The 15,904-nt window shown below is 65.9% G+C and carries 6 protein-coding genes and 1 pseudogene; all 7 read right to left on the reverse strand.

The genetic code is table 11. From position 1 onward, the window contains the following. Positions 1 to 10: 10 nt before the first annotated feature. Complete coding sequence (locus CH268_RS04575; RefSeq protein WP_094662626.1) at positions 11 to 1,306, reverse strand: lysine N(6)-hydroxylase/L-ornithine N(5)-oxygenase family protein; 1,296 nt, start codon at positions 1,304 to 1,306, stop codon at positions 11 to 13. Then, positions 1,303 to 1,719, reverse strand: a complete 417-nt coding sequence (gene panD / locus CH268_RS04580; protein ID WP_027495817.1) for an aspartate 1-decarboxylase — start codon at positions 1,717 to 1,719, stop codon at positions 1,303 to 1,305. The genes CH268_RS04575 and panD overlap by 4 nt, the downstream gene beginning before the upstream one ends. After that, on the reverse strand, positions 1,719 to 3,077 hold the full coding sequence (locus tag CH268_RS04585) for a salicylate synthase (protein ID WP_027495816.1): 1,359 nt from the start codon (positions 3,075 to 3,077) through the stop codon (positions 1,719 to 1,721). Before CH268_RS04585 ends, panD begins: the two co-directional genes overlap by 1 nt. A gap of 133 nt (positions 3,078 to 3,210) precedes the next feature. Further along, the gene (locus CH268_RS04590; protein WP_094662628.1) at positions 3,211 to 5,082 is read right to left on the reverse strand and encodes a siderophore-interacting protein; all 1,872 of its coding nucleotides are present in this window, start codon (positions 5,080 to 5,082) and stop codon (positions 3,211 to 3,213) included. Positions 5,083 to 5,152: 70 nt separating this feature from the next. Beyond that, positions 5,153 to 6,226 (reverse strand): ABC transporter substrate-binding protein, encoded by a 1,074-nt coding sequence (locus tag CH268_RS04595; protein ID WP_027495815.1) that lies wholly within the window; start codon positions 6,224 to 6,226, stop codon positions 5,153 to 5,155. 88 nt (positions 6,227 to 6,314) lie between these two features. Then, entirely contained in the window at positions 6,315 to 13,958 is a 7,644-nt protein-coding gene (locus CH268_RS04600) for a non-ribosomal peptide synthetase (RefSeq protein WP_094662630.1), read from the reverse strand. Positions 13,959 to 14,078: 120 nt separating this feature from the next. Further along, positions 14,079 to 15,848: pseudogene (locus CH268_RS28505) on the reverse strand (non-ribosomal peptide synthetase); the annotation flags it as partial. Positions 15,849 to 15,904: the final 56 nt, after the last annotated feature.

The raw sequence follows: 15,904 nt of genomic DNA on the forward strand, positions 1-15,904 counted from the left end.
CCCCGCCGTTTCACACCACCGAACGCACCCTCGCACCCACCGCGGACTTGACGATCTCACCGCTGCGCACAGCGATGTTGGACAGCAGAGAGGACGTCAGACCGTGGGTGTGCTCGGTGCCGCCCTGCAGGTAGATCGAACCCGCTGTCGATCCACGCGTGACGAGCCGGTAGTCCCGCGTCACGCGAGGACCGTGCGCATCGAATTCGACGGCGTCGAACAACGGCCCGAGGATGTCGGGCAGATCGAGGGACGTGAAGCCGGTGGCATAGACGACAGCGTCGCACAGCACGTCCTCGGCCAGTCCTGTCGGCCCGTGTTCCACCGATGCCCGCACGCCCGACGCCTCCTCCGTGACATCGGCCAGTCGGGAGGCTCCGTGCACGAACAGCCGGCGCTGTCCGCTGACCCGCTCGGCATACTCGCGCGCGTACAGCTCCTCGATCAGGGGCAAGTCGACGGCGGAGTAGTTGGTTCCGCGGTGATAGTGCAGCAGCTGATCGCGCAGAGAATGCGAGGACGAGTAGAAGTCGTCGACGGCGGTCGGATCGAAGATGCGGTTGGCGTAGGGGCTGTCGTCAGCCGGACTGTACCCGTACTTGCGCAGTACCGCATGCACGGACGCGTCCGGATAGGTCGAATGCAGGTAGTCGACCACTTCGGCTGCGCTCTGCCCGGCACCGACGACGACGAACGTGCGGTGGTTCCGCGACGGCAGCCGGTCGAGGTGGCCGAGCAGGTCGTGATTGTGGAATTGCCGCGCCGACGCGCTGACTCCGTCCGGCAGGGCCGCGGTCAGGCCGCCGGCGAGCACGATGTTGCGGCCGCGGACGGTCCCGGTGCGTCGCCCCTCGGTGCGGACGCCGTAACCGTCACCGGTGTCGACGACCGCGGACGCCCGCGTGCCGTAGTGCACCGCGGCGTCGACTTTGCCTGCGGCCCAGGACAGGTAGTCGTGAAACTCGAGCCGGCTGGGGAAGAACGTCTGCAGATTGATGAAGTGGTTGAGCCGGCCTCGTTCGGCGAGATACGACAGAAACGTGTACTCGCTGCTCGCATTACGCTGGGTGGCAAGGTCTTTGAGGAAGGAGATCTGCATCGTGGTTCCCGGCAGCAACATTCCGGGGTGCCAAGCGAACTCGTCCTTCGACTCGACGAAGCACGACGTCAGGCGCTCGGCCGGAGCACACTGTCGATTGTGTTCCTCGATCGCGATGGCCAAGCCGAGGTTGGAGGGCCCGAAGCCGACCCCGACGATGTCGTATTCGCCGTCGAGGTCGCTGCTGTAGTCGTCGCTCGGGCTCATCGGATGCTCGCCCCCGACATCTGATCGAGCGCACCGGGGACCGGTTCGGCAGGGTCCACTCCGAGGGCAACGATGCTGTTGTCCGAGTCGACGTGCACCACGGAGGGACTGTGTGTGGGCAGCTCGGCGTTCTCGACCTGACGGAACGACATGATGATCACCAGATCACCCGGAGACACCAGATGGGCCGCGGCACCGTTGATTCCGATCACGCCGGATCCCGGATGGCCTTCGATCACGTAGGTGACCAAGCGAGCGCCGTTGGTGATGTCGACGACGTGGACCTGTTCGCCCTCGATCAGATCGGCCGCCTGCATCAGAGTCGAATCGATCGTGATGGACCCGACGTAGTGCAGATCGGCGTGAGTGACAGTGGCACGGTGGATCTTTCCACCCAGCATGGTGCGGTGCATCAGGCGTCGTTCTCCTTCTTACGGACGAGATATGGGGCAACGCTGGCGAGCTTCTCGCAGGTCTCGTCGAATTCACGTTCGGGCTTGGACTGGCCGACGATGCCGGCTCCGGCACGCAGCCATGCGGAACCCTGCTGCTCGTAGACGGCGCGCAGCACGAGTGCTGCTTCGAATTCTCCCGTGGACGATGCCTTCACGACGGCACCGGAGTACAGGCCGCGCGGTGAGTCGTCGAGCCGACCGATGGCGTCGATGGCCTCCTTCTTCGGGATCCCCGACGCCGTGACGGCCGGAAACAGGGCACCGAAGGCATCCCAGCAGGACAGGTCCTCGCGCAGGCGTGCGCGCACGGTGGACGCGAGATGTTGGACACTTCCCCGTTCGCGCACGCTCATGAAGTCCGAGACGGCCGTCGACCCCGGGCTGGCGATCGATTCGAGTTCCTCGAACGAGGTACGCACGGACACAGCGTGTTCGGTGATCTCTTTCGGATCCTGTTCGAGATCGGACTTCGCTGCCGAGTCGGCATCGGAACCGAGTCCGAACGCTCTCGTTCCCGCGAGCGGCTCGGTGGTGACGATCCCGTGTGCGTCGACGGAGGCGACCAATTCCGGGCTGAAGCCTGCGGCACGCAGATCGCCGAGATGCAGCAGAAAAGAGCGGGCCGGAGTGTTCGCCGTACGCCCGGCGCGGTAGGTGCCCGGCATGTCGAGATCGAATGGGATACGCACGCTCCGGGACAGAATGACCTTGGCGTAGTCGCCCCGTCGGATTTCCGTTACGGCCTGTTCGACGCGGCCGCGGTAGTCGTCGAGATCTCCGCCGACGTCGAGAGCGTGCACGGTCGGCAGCTCGTCGCCGCCGATCGCGTCGAGCGCGGCCAGTACCGAGGCGCGGTCCTCGTCGCTGCCGGTCACCTCGACGGCATCGTGTTCGCGGCCGAAGCGGACCTCGACGCGGGGCACCACCAGGTGCGCGAGGATGTCGTCGGCGTCGCGCCCGGCGGCAGTGGACCGATCGACGTCGTGCAGGTGCTCTGCGAACCCGAAACCGACGAATCCGTAAGCGTTCCACTGTTCTCGGGTCAGGCCCGTGCACGCCTCGCTCAGGGCCGCTGCCGGGTTACCGGACCAGCTCCGCTCGGTCGGTTCTCCGGCCCCCCAGGTGGTGGTCACGAGGTGGGGCCGAAGCACGATGCGAGCGACCACGCCGCCCGCGAACACCCAGCGTCCCCGGTCCTCGTACACGACGTACTCGTCGAATAATCCGGACTCCGCCAACGCGACGACCGTACGCAGTCCCCGCTGCAGTTCGGTCCCCTCGGCCGTGTCCATCGTCGTTTCTTCGACAACGGTCATTGTGTGTGCACTCCTGACGGTGAATCGGTCCGTGACCGCGCATTGCGCGCAACGTCTGCGGTCGGCATCGGCGCGCGCCTTCGATAGGGAACGCTAACCTAACCGACTCGGCAGCACAACGGCTTCCTCGGTGTCAGCGAACACGGCGTAGATCGAGCACCGAGATACCCCAGCCGACCAGCGTCGACGCCGCGACCTCGAGGCCGGCATCGGCTGCTACGCAGGCAAATTCGGCTTTCGTTCGTACACCGCTGCCGTGCATGCAGAGCATCAGCAGATCGAATTCCGACTGGTCCTCGTTGAACGACCCGTCGTTGGACAGTCGCTCGACGACCACCAATTTTCCGTTGTCGGCCAATCCTGTTGCCGCGTTGCGCAACAGCAGTGCGAGATCGTCGTCTCGATAGTGTCCGGTGACCTCGAGCAACAGATACGCGTCGAATCCGTTCCCGTGCTCCACATGCGGCTCGGACATCACGCTCTGCGGGTGATTCACCACTCGCCCTTCGAGTTCGGGCCATTTCCCGAGGTCGCGTCGAATCAGGTCGAGTTCGCTGGGCAACCCGAGCACACCCGCCGATACTCCGTCGTACCGGGAGAGAACGGAACCGAGCACCACTCCGGATCCTGCCCCCGCCACCAACAGGGTCGAGACCCCGTCGAACGAATAGTCTTGCACCAGAGCAGGACCCAGGAACGCGGCCTCGTCGGCGATGTGGTTGTGATGCAGTTCGGCGAGCCGCGGGGACGCCTCGAGGTCTTCGGTCAACGTGTTGCCGGTCAGCAGGCTCGCGCTGGCGGTACCGGTCCGCAGGCTGTCCACCAGACCTGTGATCGACAGTTCCACCCGTGCCTCGATCCCGTCCAGGTCCAGCCAGTGCGAGATCCAGTCGTCGCCGAGCATCGCCTCACCGATATCGCCGAGAATCAGATCACCGGTGGAGTTCTCGGCGAGGACGTCGACGGCATGCAGATAGCGCACGAATTTCGCGAGGGCGCGCGCGTCCGTCTCGGTGGCTTCCGCCAGCGATTCGACGGAGCACGCCCCTCGGGACACGTGCAACGGGATACGTAACGTGTTGGCCGCCCTGAAAGCGAAGGGCGACAGTATTTCCGCACGTTCGGCGAGCCTGTCGAACGGCTCGGACTCACCGCCGCTGAGGTCGGGCACCTCGGGATCGTCGGCGCGGGTCAGAACCTCGGCGCGACGCCAGTACCCGGTTACGTCGACCATCTCCGGCGGCAGGCCGCGGTCCTCGCGCAGATACCGACGGATTCCCTTGAGAGCGGTCGCTTCCCCTGCCACCCAGGCGAACACCGTTCCGTCCCACCAGGGTGCCGCCCGCACCGCACTGTCGAGCAAGTCGCCGGTGCCGGCGGTGACGCCGTCACGGTGGACCCACGTGATCTCGGCGTCGGCGGCCGTCGGCAACGGCAACTCTCGCTCGACGTCGGCGACCTCGACGAACACCCGAATTCGCCGGCCCGGCAATGCCTCTTCGAGATACCGAGCGATAGCAGGTAACGCGGTCTCGTCGCCGACGAGCAACACCCAGTCGACATCGGCCGGAGCATGGCCCGACCGCACCGGTCCGAGCAGGGTGATGGAATCGCCGACGCGGCAACGCCGACCCCACGTCGACGCGATGCCGGTGTCGTGGGTGACGAAGTCGAGAGTCACCTGCGCGGTCTCGGGATCGACGCTGCGCACGGTGTAGTTGCGGGTCACCGGACGCGGATCACGCGGCCATTCGACGGTGCGCTCGTGCTGGGTCGGAAGCACCACCGTGCCGTCGGTCTCCGCCGGGAAGAACAACCGAACGAAGTCGTCGAATCCTTCGCTGCGCAACGCCGGGAACCGGTAGTCGCCGCGCGAGAACTCGCGCAGCTGCGGCCCACCCAACACGATTCGGCGCATACCCGAACCCAGCTGACGTGTTTCGATCACCGTTGCCGTGCGCAGGACTTCGGGAAAGACGACCTGAAGTCGATGGGACCTTGCCACGGTGGAACACGCTCCTGTCGTCGAAAGTGAATACGCCTGTGCTCGCGTCGAGTGGGCCGCCCGAGTGTTGTCAGCCCTGAACGTTCTCGGCGGCAGTGTTCAGCGCCGAGGCCACGTCGTCGAGGATGTACGGGATCGTCAGCACCGTCAGGCCACCGAACGCGAAGTTCTTGTCGGCACTGAGGGCCTCGGTGGAGGCGGTACGCCCCTGCGAAAGTACGGGCTGCGAGGCCACGGCGGGTTCGGCCAGGAACCCGGCGAGAGATTCCTTGTCGTACGCCACGACGAACAGCACGTCGGACTTCAGCAACGACGCCTGTTCGAGGCTGAGCTCGAAGTACACGGCGTCGGGGTCCTTGGCCGGGTCGGCCTGTTGGATGGTGGGCTCGTTGACGAGACCGAGCTGCTCGAGGAACTCGACTCGTACGTCGTTGTCCTTGCTGACGGCGAAAGTGCCGGGTGCGTTGGGCAGCGCGACGGTGACCGTCTTGCCTTGCAGCGCAGAGTACTTCGTCGCCGCATCGGCAATCGAGCCCTCGACTCCGGAAACCAGGTCGGCGGCCTCCTTCTCCTTGCCCAGCGCCTTGCCCGCGATGGTCAGCTGGTCCTCCCACGACGTGGTCCACTGCTTGTCCGGGTACGCGACGACGGGCGCGATGTCGGAGAGCTTGTCGAACTCCTCCTGGCTCAACCCCGAGTACGGCGCGAAGATCAGATCCGGTGCGGCGGCAGCGAACTGCTCGACCGGAACCGCTCCGGTGCCGTCACCGGAGAGCAGTGTCGGCGCGTCGCCGCCCAGGTCGGCGAGAGCCTTCGCATCCCACGGCAGAACGCCGCGTTCGTCCGCACCGTACTGGGCGCCGTCGAATGTAGGCATCGCAACGGGTACGACTCCGAGGGCGAGAATCGCGTCCTGGTTCGACCATCCCCAGGTCGCGATCCGCTTCGGTGCCTCGGGGATCGTCGCGGATCCGAGTGCCGAGTCGATCGTGACCGGAAATGCGGACTCCTGCGCAGACGTCGTGGAGTCGGCGGCAGGCGTCTCCTCGGTGTCGCTGCTGCATCCGGCGGCGAGGGCGATGGTCAGCCCTCCGGCGAGCGCGATCGACGCGGCGCTCCTCATCCACTTCGTACGAACCTTCATCGTTCTTCGGAACCTCTCGACTCGACCACGCACTGACTGCGTCCACACCCGACCGGGCGAGGCGACTGACAAGGTAGCACTAATGAGGTTACCCTTGCCTCATTAGCCCGTCCTCGGACTCCCTGTCCTCCACGATTCGACACGCGGCCGACAGGGCCTCCCGCCAGAGCCCGGCCAGTTCCTCTACACCGTCGAGCACTCCTGCCGGCCACGTGTACGTCACACCGAGTACCGACGCCCCGTCCTGTTCGTGCACGTAACTGTCGACGACCAACGCATAGCCGAAGGGCGTCTCGGTGCCGGGCGTGGTGTCGAGACTGCTACGCAGTCGGCTGGCCCCGAACGGACCGCCTGTCGCGGTGTCGAAACGGCCCAGATAATTGAATTCGATGTCGGCCGTGGGCATGTGCCGCAGCACCGCACCCGCCTCGCCGCTGCACCACCGCAGCATGCCGTACGTCGACCCGTCTCCCGGCACCGAATCCCTCGACCTAGCCGCGTCCGTCGCGATCGTACGCAGAACCGATTCTGCGGCAACAGGATCGGACCGGTGCGACATCAGGGCGCGATGGTCGGTCGCGTCAGCGGTCAGGCGGAGCGGGAACACAGCCGTGAGCCATCCGACCACGGAAGAGCCGTCCACCCGATCGGACGCGATTCCCGACCGCCCGTGCCCCTCCACGTCGACGACGAACGACTGCGAACCCGCCGCACCGCTGTCCATCCACTCGACTGTCGCGGCCGCGAACGTTCCCAACAACAGATGTTCGACGGACACCCCGAGCCGCGGGCGGGCTGCGGCGAGAATCCGCGCGCTTTCCTGAGGAGAGAGCGCGAACGTGGTGGTGCGTACGCCTGCACCGGTATCGATCGACGGATCGACCGAACGCACCATCGGAACCCGTTCCGCCCCGTCGCCGACGCGTGTCCAGTACTCCAGATCGGCGAGCACCTCGGCAGAGCCGGCGAGGCGGTGGATCTCGTGCGCCCACTGCCGCATGGAGGGCCCGATCGGGCCGCGATCCGCCGACAACCGCTGCTGCCACGCAGTCGTGATGTCCGGCAGCAGCATTCGCCAGCTGACCCCGTCGACCACGAGGTGATGCAGCGTGATCAGGAGCTCACCCGAGGAGTCGGTGTCACCGTGGTGGCGCAGCCACACCACATCGACCATCCGGCCGATCCGGGGATCGAGCCGACTACGTGCCGCGCGTGACTGGGCGGCAACACGCTCTGCGAGCAGCGATTCGGTGAGCCCGTCCACATACTCGGTACGGACCCACTCGGCCACGTCGGCAGTACCGTCCGGCAACACGGTGAACACGGACTCGGAGCCGGGACGACGCTCGAAACTCGAATGCAGGATGGGGTGCCTGGCCACCACGAGATCGAGAAGCTCGATCAGCGAGTTCTCGGTCAGATCGGCGGGAGCCTCCAGCAACACCGCCTGCGAGATCTCGTCGACGGACCCATCGAGGCTGTCCATCCAGCGGAGGATCGGTGTCAACGGGACTTCTCCGTACGGCGACAGTTCCTCGACGCCGGAGGCCATCGGTTGCGCCGACTCCGCTTGCTGAGCAAGTGCTTCCGGCGTGCGCCGAGCGACGATGTGACGGGGCGAGACCGCCATGCCCACCGTCCGCAGCCGCGCCGACAACTCCATGGCCATGATGCTGTCGCCCCCGAGATCGAAGAAGTCGTCGTCCGCGGAGACCTCCGGCACATGCAGCACAGCGGCTACTGCGCGGCATATCTCCCGCTCGACGTCGGTGCGCGGCGCGCGCCCGGAACCGAGAGTCAGGACGGGGTCGGGTAACGCGGCCGCATCGAGCTTTCCGTTCGGCAGCACAGGGAACGCATCGAGCACGGTCACCGACGATGGAACCATGTACGACGGAAGGAGTTCGCCCAGACCCGCGCGCACGGCGCTCACGTCGATCGTCCGTCCCGGCGCAGCAACGACGTATCCAGCGAGGGTCGCCTGCCCGGTAGCGATACCCGACGTATGCACCAGCACCCGCGCGTCTGCGACGGCATCGATCTCTCGCAATCGACTTTCGACTTCCCTCACTTCGACGCGATGCCCGCGGATCTTGACCTGGTCGTCCGCGCGACCGGCATACCTCAATGTGCCGGATTCGGTCCACGACACGAGATCCCCGGTCCGATAGAGCCGAGTACCGTCCGCGGCGAAGGGATCGGCAACGAAGCGGTGCGCGGTGCGCCCCGGCGCGTTGCGATACCCGCGCACCACGCCCGGCCCGGCCAAATAGAGCTCGCCGAGCGCCCCGGGAGGCGCGAGCCGAAGACAGGCGTCCAACACGTATGCCTTCAGGTTGGTCACCGGCCTACCGATCACGGGCTCGGGCGACAGATCCGTCGATGTGAACACCGCATCGACGGTGGCCTCGGTGGGTCCGTAGAAGTTGTATGCGACCACAAACTCGTTCGCGCGCAACTCGTTCCACAACTCGACCGATACCGCCTCGCCGCCGACCCCCACTGACGTGAGTGTGTCGATCGATCCCGACCGCATCATCTGTTCGAGCAACGACGGTACGACCTCGATGAAATGCACCGACAGCGTTCGCAGTCGCTCGGTGAGTTCTCTCGGATCGAGAACGACCTCGGGATCGATGAGATGCACTGTGTGCCCGCCGAACATCCACAACTGCGGTTGCCAGGATGCGTCGAAGGCCATCGACCAGGCATGCGCCACGTTCAGAGTGTCCGTGCCCGCGCGCGCCGCCGTCGGCAGATGCACGCTCTCGCGATGGGAGTGATAGAGATTCGCCAGTCCTCGGTGCGGTACCGAGACTCCCTTGGGCACACCGGTCGTACCGGAGGTGTAGATGAAGTACGCCGGGTGGTCGGGATGCAATGCGGACCGACGCTCGGAATCGGTAACGGCAATCCTGTCCGTCGACGACGGCGTCAGGGCCTCGACCGCCGATGCCGTCACCGCGATCACCGGCTGCGCATCGTCGAGAATCTGCCGCGCGCGTTCGGTGGGCCAGTTCGGGTCGATCGGGAGGTAGGCGGCCCCGGACTTCATGACCCCGAGGATCGTCGCCATCGTCGTCACGGTTCGTGGGGCCTCGACGGCCACGATATCTTCCGCGCCGACACCGAAACCGAGGAGCCATCGCGCAATTCGATTGGAGACGCGATCGAGCTCGGCGAACGTCAGAGCCGTGGCGGAGTCTGCAACAGCAACGGTGTCCGGTTGCAACGCGACGCGGTCGGCGAACAGGTCCACCATCGTCCCGTCCGGATACCGACGCTGCGAGCCGGCGTACTCGGTGCGGAGAATCCGAGTCGTCGTCTCGTCGACGAGGGACAGTGCGGCGATCGGTGGGTCGCCTTCGTCGGCGAACGCACCCAACACCGAGGTCAGTGCGGACGCCACTGCGCGGGCGCGAGCCACGGGCAACGAGTCGCTGCGGTATTCGACCACCAGCCGCATCCGTTCGCCCGGATGAACCGTCAACACCAGCGGGTAGTGCGTAACGGTGTGGAATCCGGCGACCGACACCGAGAAGTTCTCGGCATCGACACCCGAAGTGTCTGCAGCAGCGAAGTTTTCGAACACCACGAGTGTGTCGAACAGCGTTCCCCGCCCGACGGCCTTCTGAATGTCTGCCAGGCCCACGTGATGATGCGGAGCCACGGCGATCGAGAAGTCCCGCAGACCAGCGAGCACGGTCGACAGACGTGCATCGGGTCCGACGTCGACACGGACAGGAACGGTGTTGATGAACAGTCCGACCATGTCTGCGACACGATCGAGGTCGGTGGGACGCCCCGACACCGTCGAGCCGAACACGACCGACGGGGAATCCGTGAATGCCGAGAGCACCACGGCCCATGCTGCATCGACCAGTTCGCTCAGCGTCGACGATCGACGACGCGCCGACTCGATGAGCCGAGCGGTGTCCTGCGCACTCCACTCGAGGTCGATCTCGTGCGCCTCGGAACGTACCGACGACGATGCCGATGCCGATGCCGACGCTGCCACCATCGTCGGTGCCACGTCCGCGCCGAGCGCGCGACGCCACGCGTCGACGGACGAGTCGTCGCGGCCCGCGAGCCACCGCAGGTAGTCGTCGAACCGCGCAGGTTCCGGCAGTGCCAGGCCTCGGTAGAGCTTGAACAGCTCGGTGCCCACAGTGCCCATGGACCACCCGTCCACGAGAAGATGGTGGACGGTCAGCACCACCCGGTGACGATCGTTCCCGCAGTCCAGCAGCAGAATTCGGACGAGCGAGTCCTGCTCTATGTCGAACGCACGCCTGTCCTGGTCGATCAGGTCACGGGCGGTAGGCGATGTCGGATCGTCGACGACATGACGGCGGAGTACGACTCGACCCGTATCGCGGATCGCGACGGTCGCCCCGGTGCTCAACGTCAGAAAGCGCGAGCGCAGCGCTGGATGACGGTCGAGGAGCGCGTCGAGTGCGCCCTCGAGACGTCGCGGATCCAGCAGCCCGTGCACCTCGAATTCGGTGGCGATGACGTAGATTTCCTCCACTCCGTCGCCCGAGGCTACGGACTGGAATGCCAAGCCCCGCTGCAGCGGAGTGGCCGGGCGAGCTGCCTCTGGATCGATTCCATGAGAGCGCAATTCGGCTACATCGGCATCGGTCAGCAGCGCTGCCGAACTGTCGGGCCGGTCGACGATCGCAACGGCCCGGGCGCTTCGGCCCCGCTCCACCAGCCCTGCGACCGTTCGACACTCGAAGACGTCTGCGGTGGTGATCGGAAGTCCGGCGGTGCGCGCGTGATGGACGAGGGTGATGGCGGTGATGCTGTCGCCGCCGAGCGAGAAGAAGTCGTCGTCGACGCCGATGGACTGGGCGCTCTCCGCACGGGTGGTGTCTGCGAACAGCGCCGCGAGCGCTCGCTCGTCCTCGGATGCAGCCGGTCGCGATCGGCTGGGACCACCGTCGGGTATTCCGCGCTCCTGCAAAACTTTTCGATCGGCCTTGCCGTTGGGGGTTCTGGGAATACTGTCGACGGCCACCCAGAATGCGGGCACCAGATAGTCGGGAACCCGGCGACGAAGCGCCTCCCGCACCGACGCGGTGTCGACCGAGTCGGGAGTCACGTAGGCCACCAGCACACCGACGCCGTCACCGTCGGACACAGCGACCACGGCGCACTCGTCGACCGAAGGGTCACTGGCCGTCCAACTTTCGACCTCACCCAGTTCGACGCGATGGCCTCTGATCTTGACCTGACGATCGTCTCGACCCAGAAATACCAGGACGCCGTCGACGAGACGGGCACGGTCCCCGGTGCGGTACATTCGCACGCCATCGCCGCCGGGATCTGCGACGAAGCGAGTCGCGGTCTCGGCCGGTTTCCCGGCGTATCCGCGGGCGAGCTGCACGCCCGACACGTACAGGTCGGCAGGAACGGCGTTCCGAACCGGGCGTAGCCGAGAGTCGAGCAGCCGCAGTGTGGTGTTGTCCACCGAGGTTCCGATGACCGCAGGGTCGCCGTCGACCCGCTGGACGGCGACGTCGCCTGCGACTTCGGAGGATCCGTAGGAATTGTCGATCGTGGCGTCCGGCGTCACCGCTCGGATCACGTCGATCATGTGGTCGGTCAACGGTTCTCCGCTGAGTATCCAACCGGTCACCGAAGCGCAGGCCGACGGTGCCGCAGCGGCCAGCGCGGCAGCCAGAGAACCGATGGCGGTGACCTGTTCGGCACCGGACCGTCCGATGAGCGAGGCCACGGCAACCGAATCGCCGTACTGGTGATCCTGCGCGAGTACCACACGTTGGCCCGCGAGAATGCCGGTGAGCAACTCCGTCGCGCCGTCGATGAACGCCAGCGAACTCTTGGCAACTCGGCTGCCCGGTCTGCCCCACCGCGTCACCGCCCACTGCAGCCGGTTGGCCAACGCGTTCCTGGTGCCGACCACACCCTTGGGCGTTCCGGTCGAACCCGACGTGTACACGAGATAGGCCGCGCACTCACCCGGGACGCTGCGACCGAACGGCGGCGTCCAGTCCTGTTGTCGTACAACGGTATCGACGCGGACCGCAGTCTCCATATCCGTCAGTGCCGCGGGGGTCGCATCGTCGATCAACAGCAGGTCGTGCCCGGAATCGGACAGGATCAGTTCGATCCGCTCACGTGGGTAGCGAATGTCGACGGGTACGAACGCTGCGCCGACGTCGATGGTCGCCAACAGCGCCGCCACCATGTCGAGACCTCTGCCCACCGCAACAGCGACGCGGCTTTCGACACCGATGTGGTGCACACGCAGCAGTGCGGACACCTGTCCGACCCGCGTGGACAACTGCCCGAACGTGATGTGCTCGCCGCCGATCAGCAGTGCCACGTCATCGCGGGACTGCTCGAAACGCGCTGCCAGAGCGGTCTCGATCGGCACCACGGTTCGGTCCGGTCCGACGCTGCGCCCCTGGCCATGTGGGGCGGCCACCAGTCGAGTGACGTCGATGTCCGACACTGTCGTCATCCGATCGAGCATCTCGACGAACGTCTCGGCGTACATGGCGGCCTGCCGCCGGCCGACAGCGGCCTCGTCGTGCAGTACGAACGCCCACAGAGCAGGATCGGGGCCCACGATCAACGCCATCGGGAAGCTCATGTGCGCACCCAGCACCGTGATCTCGTCGACGGTCCCGCTCGTCTCGGGTATCGGTGCGGGATAGTTCTGGTACACGACTATGGTGTCGAACAGCTCTCCGCCGCCGACTGTTCCGGCGATGTCGGACAGCCCGAGGAACCGATACTCGTCCAGGTCGAGGTGGTCTGCCTGCACGCGTGCGAGCATCTCGGTCGCCGTTGCAGCCGAGTTCCACCGCAGGCGGACCGGCACGGTGTTGAGCAGCAAACCCACCATCGCCTCGGCACCATCGAGATCGAACGGCCGCAGCGACGTCGCCATCCCGAAGGCCACATCGTCGGAACCGGTTCTCGCCGACAGCATCGCCGCCCAGGCTGTCTGCACGACGACGTTCGTGGTCACGCCGGTACGACGCGCGTATTCGGACACCCGCTGGGCCAACGCATCGTCGATATCGACGTCCAGGCGCGAGCGCGTGCCCGCGCTGGACCCATTCGCTCGGTCCCCGGCAACGAGAGTCGCGGACTCGAACCCGTCGAGGTAGTCGGTCCACCACTGACGCGCAGTGACGTTGTCTTGCAACGCTGTCCACGCGAGATAGTCGCCGAAGTCGGGTGCAGGCGGCAACTGCGCCCCCTCGCCCGATTCGTAGAGAGCGATCAGCTCCCTGACGAAGATGGCCTCGGACCACCCGTCCATCAGCGCGTGATGGTAGGTGATCAGAACTCGCGGGGCGCGCGCAGAAGTGGAGTAGGAGAAGCGAATCAGCAGCTGCTCGAAGAACGCGAACCCGGCCGAGCGGTCTCGTCGGAGATGATCATCCCACTCGTCGTCGACGGCCGTGACGACCGGCGTCGACGCGCGCGGTACCACCCAGACCAGATCACCGTTACGGCGTTGCCGCAGCAGCGCTCTGATGTTCGGGTAGCGATCCAACAGCAGTTCGAGGGCACGATCGAGCCGGCCGCGATCCACCGCGGCGGACAGGTCGAGCACCGTCTGTGACAGGTACGGATCCTGCGCTCGCTCGGCGAGCGTCGATTGCAGGTACATTCCGACCTGCAGTGCGGTGAGTGGGAGTACGGCGGCGATCTTGGACTGCGACGTGGCCGCGGTGTCGGTCGTCATGTCTGCTCACATACTGCTTTCGAATTCGTCGAGCTCGTCCTGGGACAGTTCCACCGTGGCGGCGGCGTGGACAGCGGGGCGTGCGTCGGCGTCCGGTGTGAGCTCCGCCCCGAACATTCGCACCGTCCGCTTGCGCATCACCTCACGCGGTGCCAGTGGAATCGAGGCCTTTCGCGCCCGCGATGCCACGGCCAGGCAGGTGATGCTGTCGCCGCCGAGCGCGAAGAAGTCGTCGTCGATCCCCACGCGTCCGACACCCAGAACCGCCGCGACGATCTCGCACAACATCGTTTCCACCGGCGTTCGGGCCGGTACGAACGTGCCTCCGCCCACGGCGTCGACGGTCGGAAGAGCCCGCACATCGAGCTTGCCGTTGATCGTCATCGGAATGCGTTCCAGGGCAGCGAACAACGTCGGCACCATGTACTCCGGCAACGTCGCTGCCAGCCGGTCTCGAATGGAACCGAACAGCACGGACGTGTCGGTCGTACCGCCGTCGCGAGGAACGACGTACGCGGCCAGGGCGCGAGAACCCCCGATCTGCACCGTACGCACCACCGCGCCCATCACACCCTCGCATGCGGCCACGGCGCGTTCGACCTCTGCGGTCTCCACTCGATAGCCGCGAATCTTCACCTGGTCGTCCGCGCGACCGAGGTAGTCGAACAGACCGTCGGCTCGAATGCGAACCAGATCACCGGTGCGGTACATCCGTGCGCCCGGAGTCAAGGGGTCGGCCACGAATCTCGTTGCCGTGTCGCCGAATCGGTTCACATAGCCCCGCGCAAGACCGACACCGGAGAGGTACAACTCCCCCACCGAACCGATCGGGACCGGCCGTAGCCACTGGTCCAGGACGGACGCACGTGTGCCCAGAATCGGTGATCCGATGGACGGCCCGACGCTGTCCCTTGTTCCGGTACCGAGCGCGTTGATCGTGTACTCGGTAGGCCCGTACAGGTTGTAGCCGATGCCGTCGAGCCGACTCCACAGTGCATCCGGTACCGCCTCACCACCCAGCAAGACCAGGGGAATTCGATGTCCGTCGCGTTCGTCCAACAGTCCGAGATCGAGCAGATGTCCGGCATACGTGGGCGTCACGTTGACCACGTCGATTCTGTTCTGCTCGCAGTACTGCGCCAATGCCTCACCGTCGCGGCGTAATTCCTCGTCGCAGATGTGTACCTCGTGACCTTCGACGAGCCACAACAACTCCTCCCACGACATGTCGAAGGAGAACGACACCGTGTGTGCGATCCGCAGGGTGCGGTCTCCTGCCGCGGCGACGGTGGGAGCGAAGATCTCGTTCCGGTGATTGATCTGCATGTTCGTCAGACCGCGATACGGAGTGACGACGCCCTTCGGTCTTCCGGTCGAGCCGGAGGTGTAGATGACGTAGGCGGGGTGCTCGAGTCGGCCGACGGTGCCGGACGCAAAACCGACCGACGCTGTGGCCTCCTCGACTTTCGACGCGTCGATGTCGTACGCCAACTCTGTTGCGACCTCAGGGGAGTCGACGACCATCCGTGTGGCGGTGGTGGCCAATCCCCGGCTCTCCGTGTCCACCGTCGACACCAGAACGGCCGGTTGCGCGTCGGCCAACATGACGTCGAGACGCTCTGTCGGATAGTCGAGTTCGAGGGGCAGGTACGCGGCACCGGTACGCAGCACCGCGAACAGGGCCACCACCATCTCCACCGATCTCGGCAGAGCGAGGGCCACGATGCGTTCGGGAGCGGCACCCCGGCGAAGCAGCGCCAGTGCGCAGGCGTTCACCCGCCGGTCGAGGTCGCCGAAGGTCAGCCGCCGGTCTCCGAACACCAACGCGATGTCGTCGGGAACGGCCGCGGCGCGTGCGGCGAGCAATTCGGCGATCGTGTTGTCCTGCAGTCGTTCCGATCGGCCGTCGAACTCGTTCTCGACGACACTCGGCATGTCGCCCGGGG

This window comes from Rhodococcus sp. 06-1460-1B (assembly GCF_002258475.1).
In the GTDB taxonomy this organism is placed as follows: Bacteria; Actinomycetota; Actinomycetes; order Mycobacteriales; family Mycobacteriaceae; genus Rhodococcoides; species Rhodococcoides fascians.

Coding starts and splice junctions, on each gene's coding strand:
- CH268_RS04575 (WP_094662626.1), bottom strand. CDS start 1,306: ATGAGCCCGAGCGACGACTACAGCAGCGACCTCGACGGCGAATACGAC.
- panD (WP_027495817.1), bottom strand. CDS start 1,719: ATGCACCGCACCATGCTGGGTGGAAAGATCCACCGTGCCACTGTCACT.
- CH268_RS04585 (WP_027495816.1), bottom strand. CDS start 3,077: ATGACCGTTGTCGAAGAAACGACGATGGACACGGCCGAGGGGACCGAA.
- CH268_RS04595 (WP_027495815.1), bottom strand. CDS start 6,226: ATGAAGGTTCGTACGAAGTGGATGAGGAGCGCCGCGTCGATCGCGCTC.
- CH268_RS04600 (WP_094662630.1), bottom strand. CDS start 13,958: ATGACGACCGACACCGCGGCCACGTCGCAGTCCAAGATCGCCGCCGTA.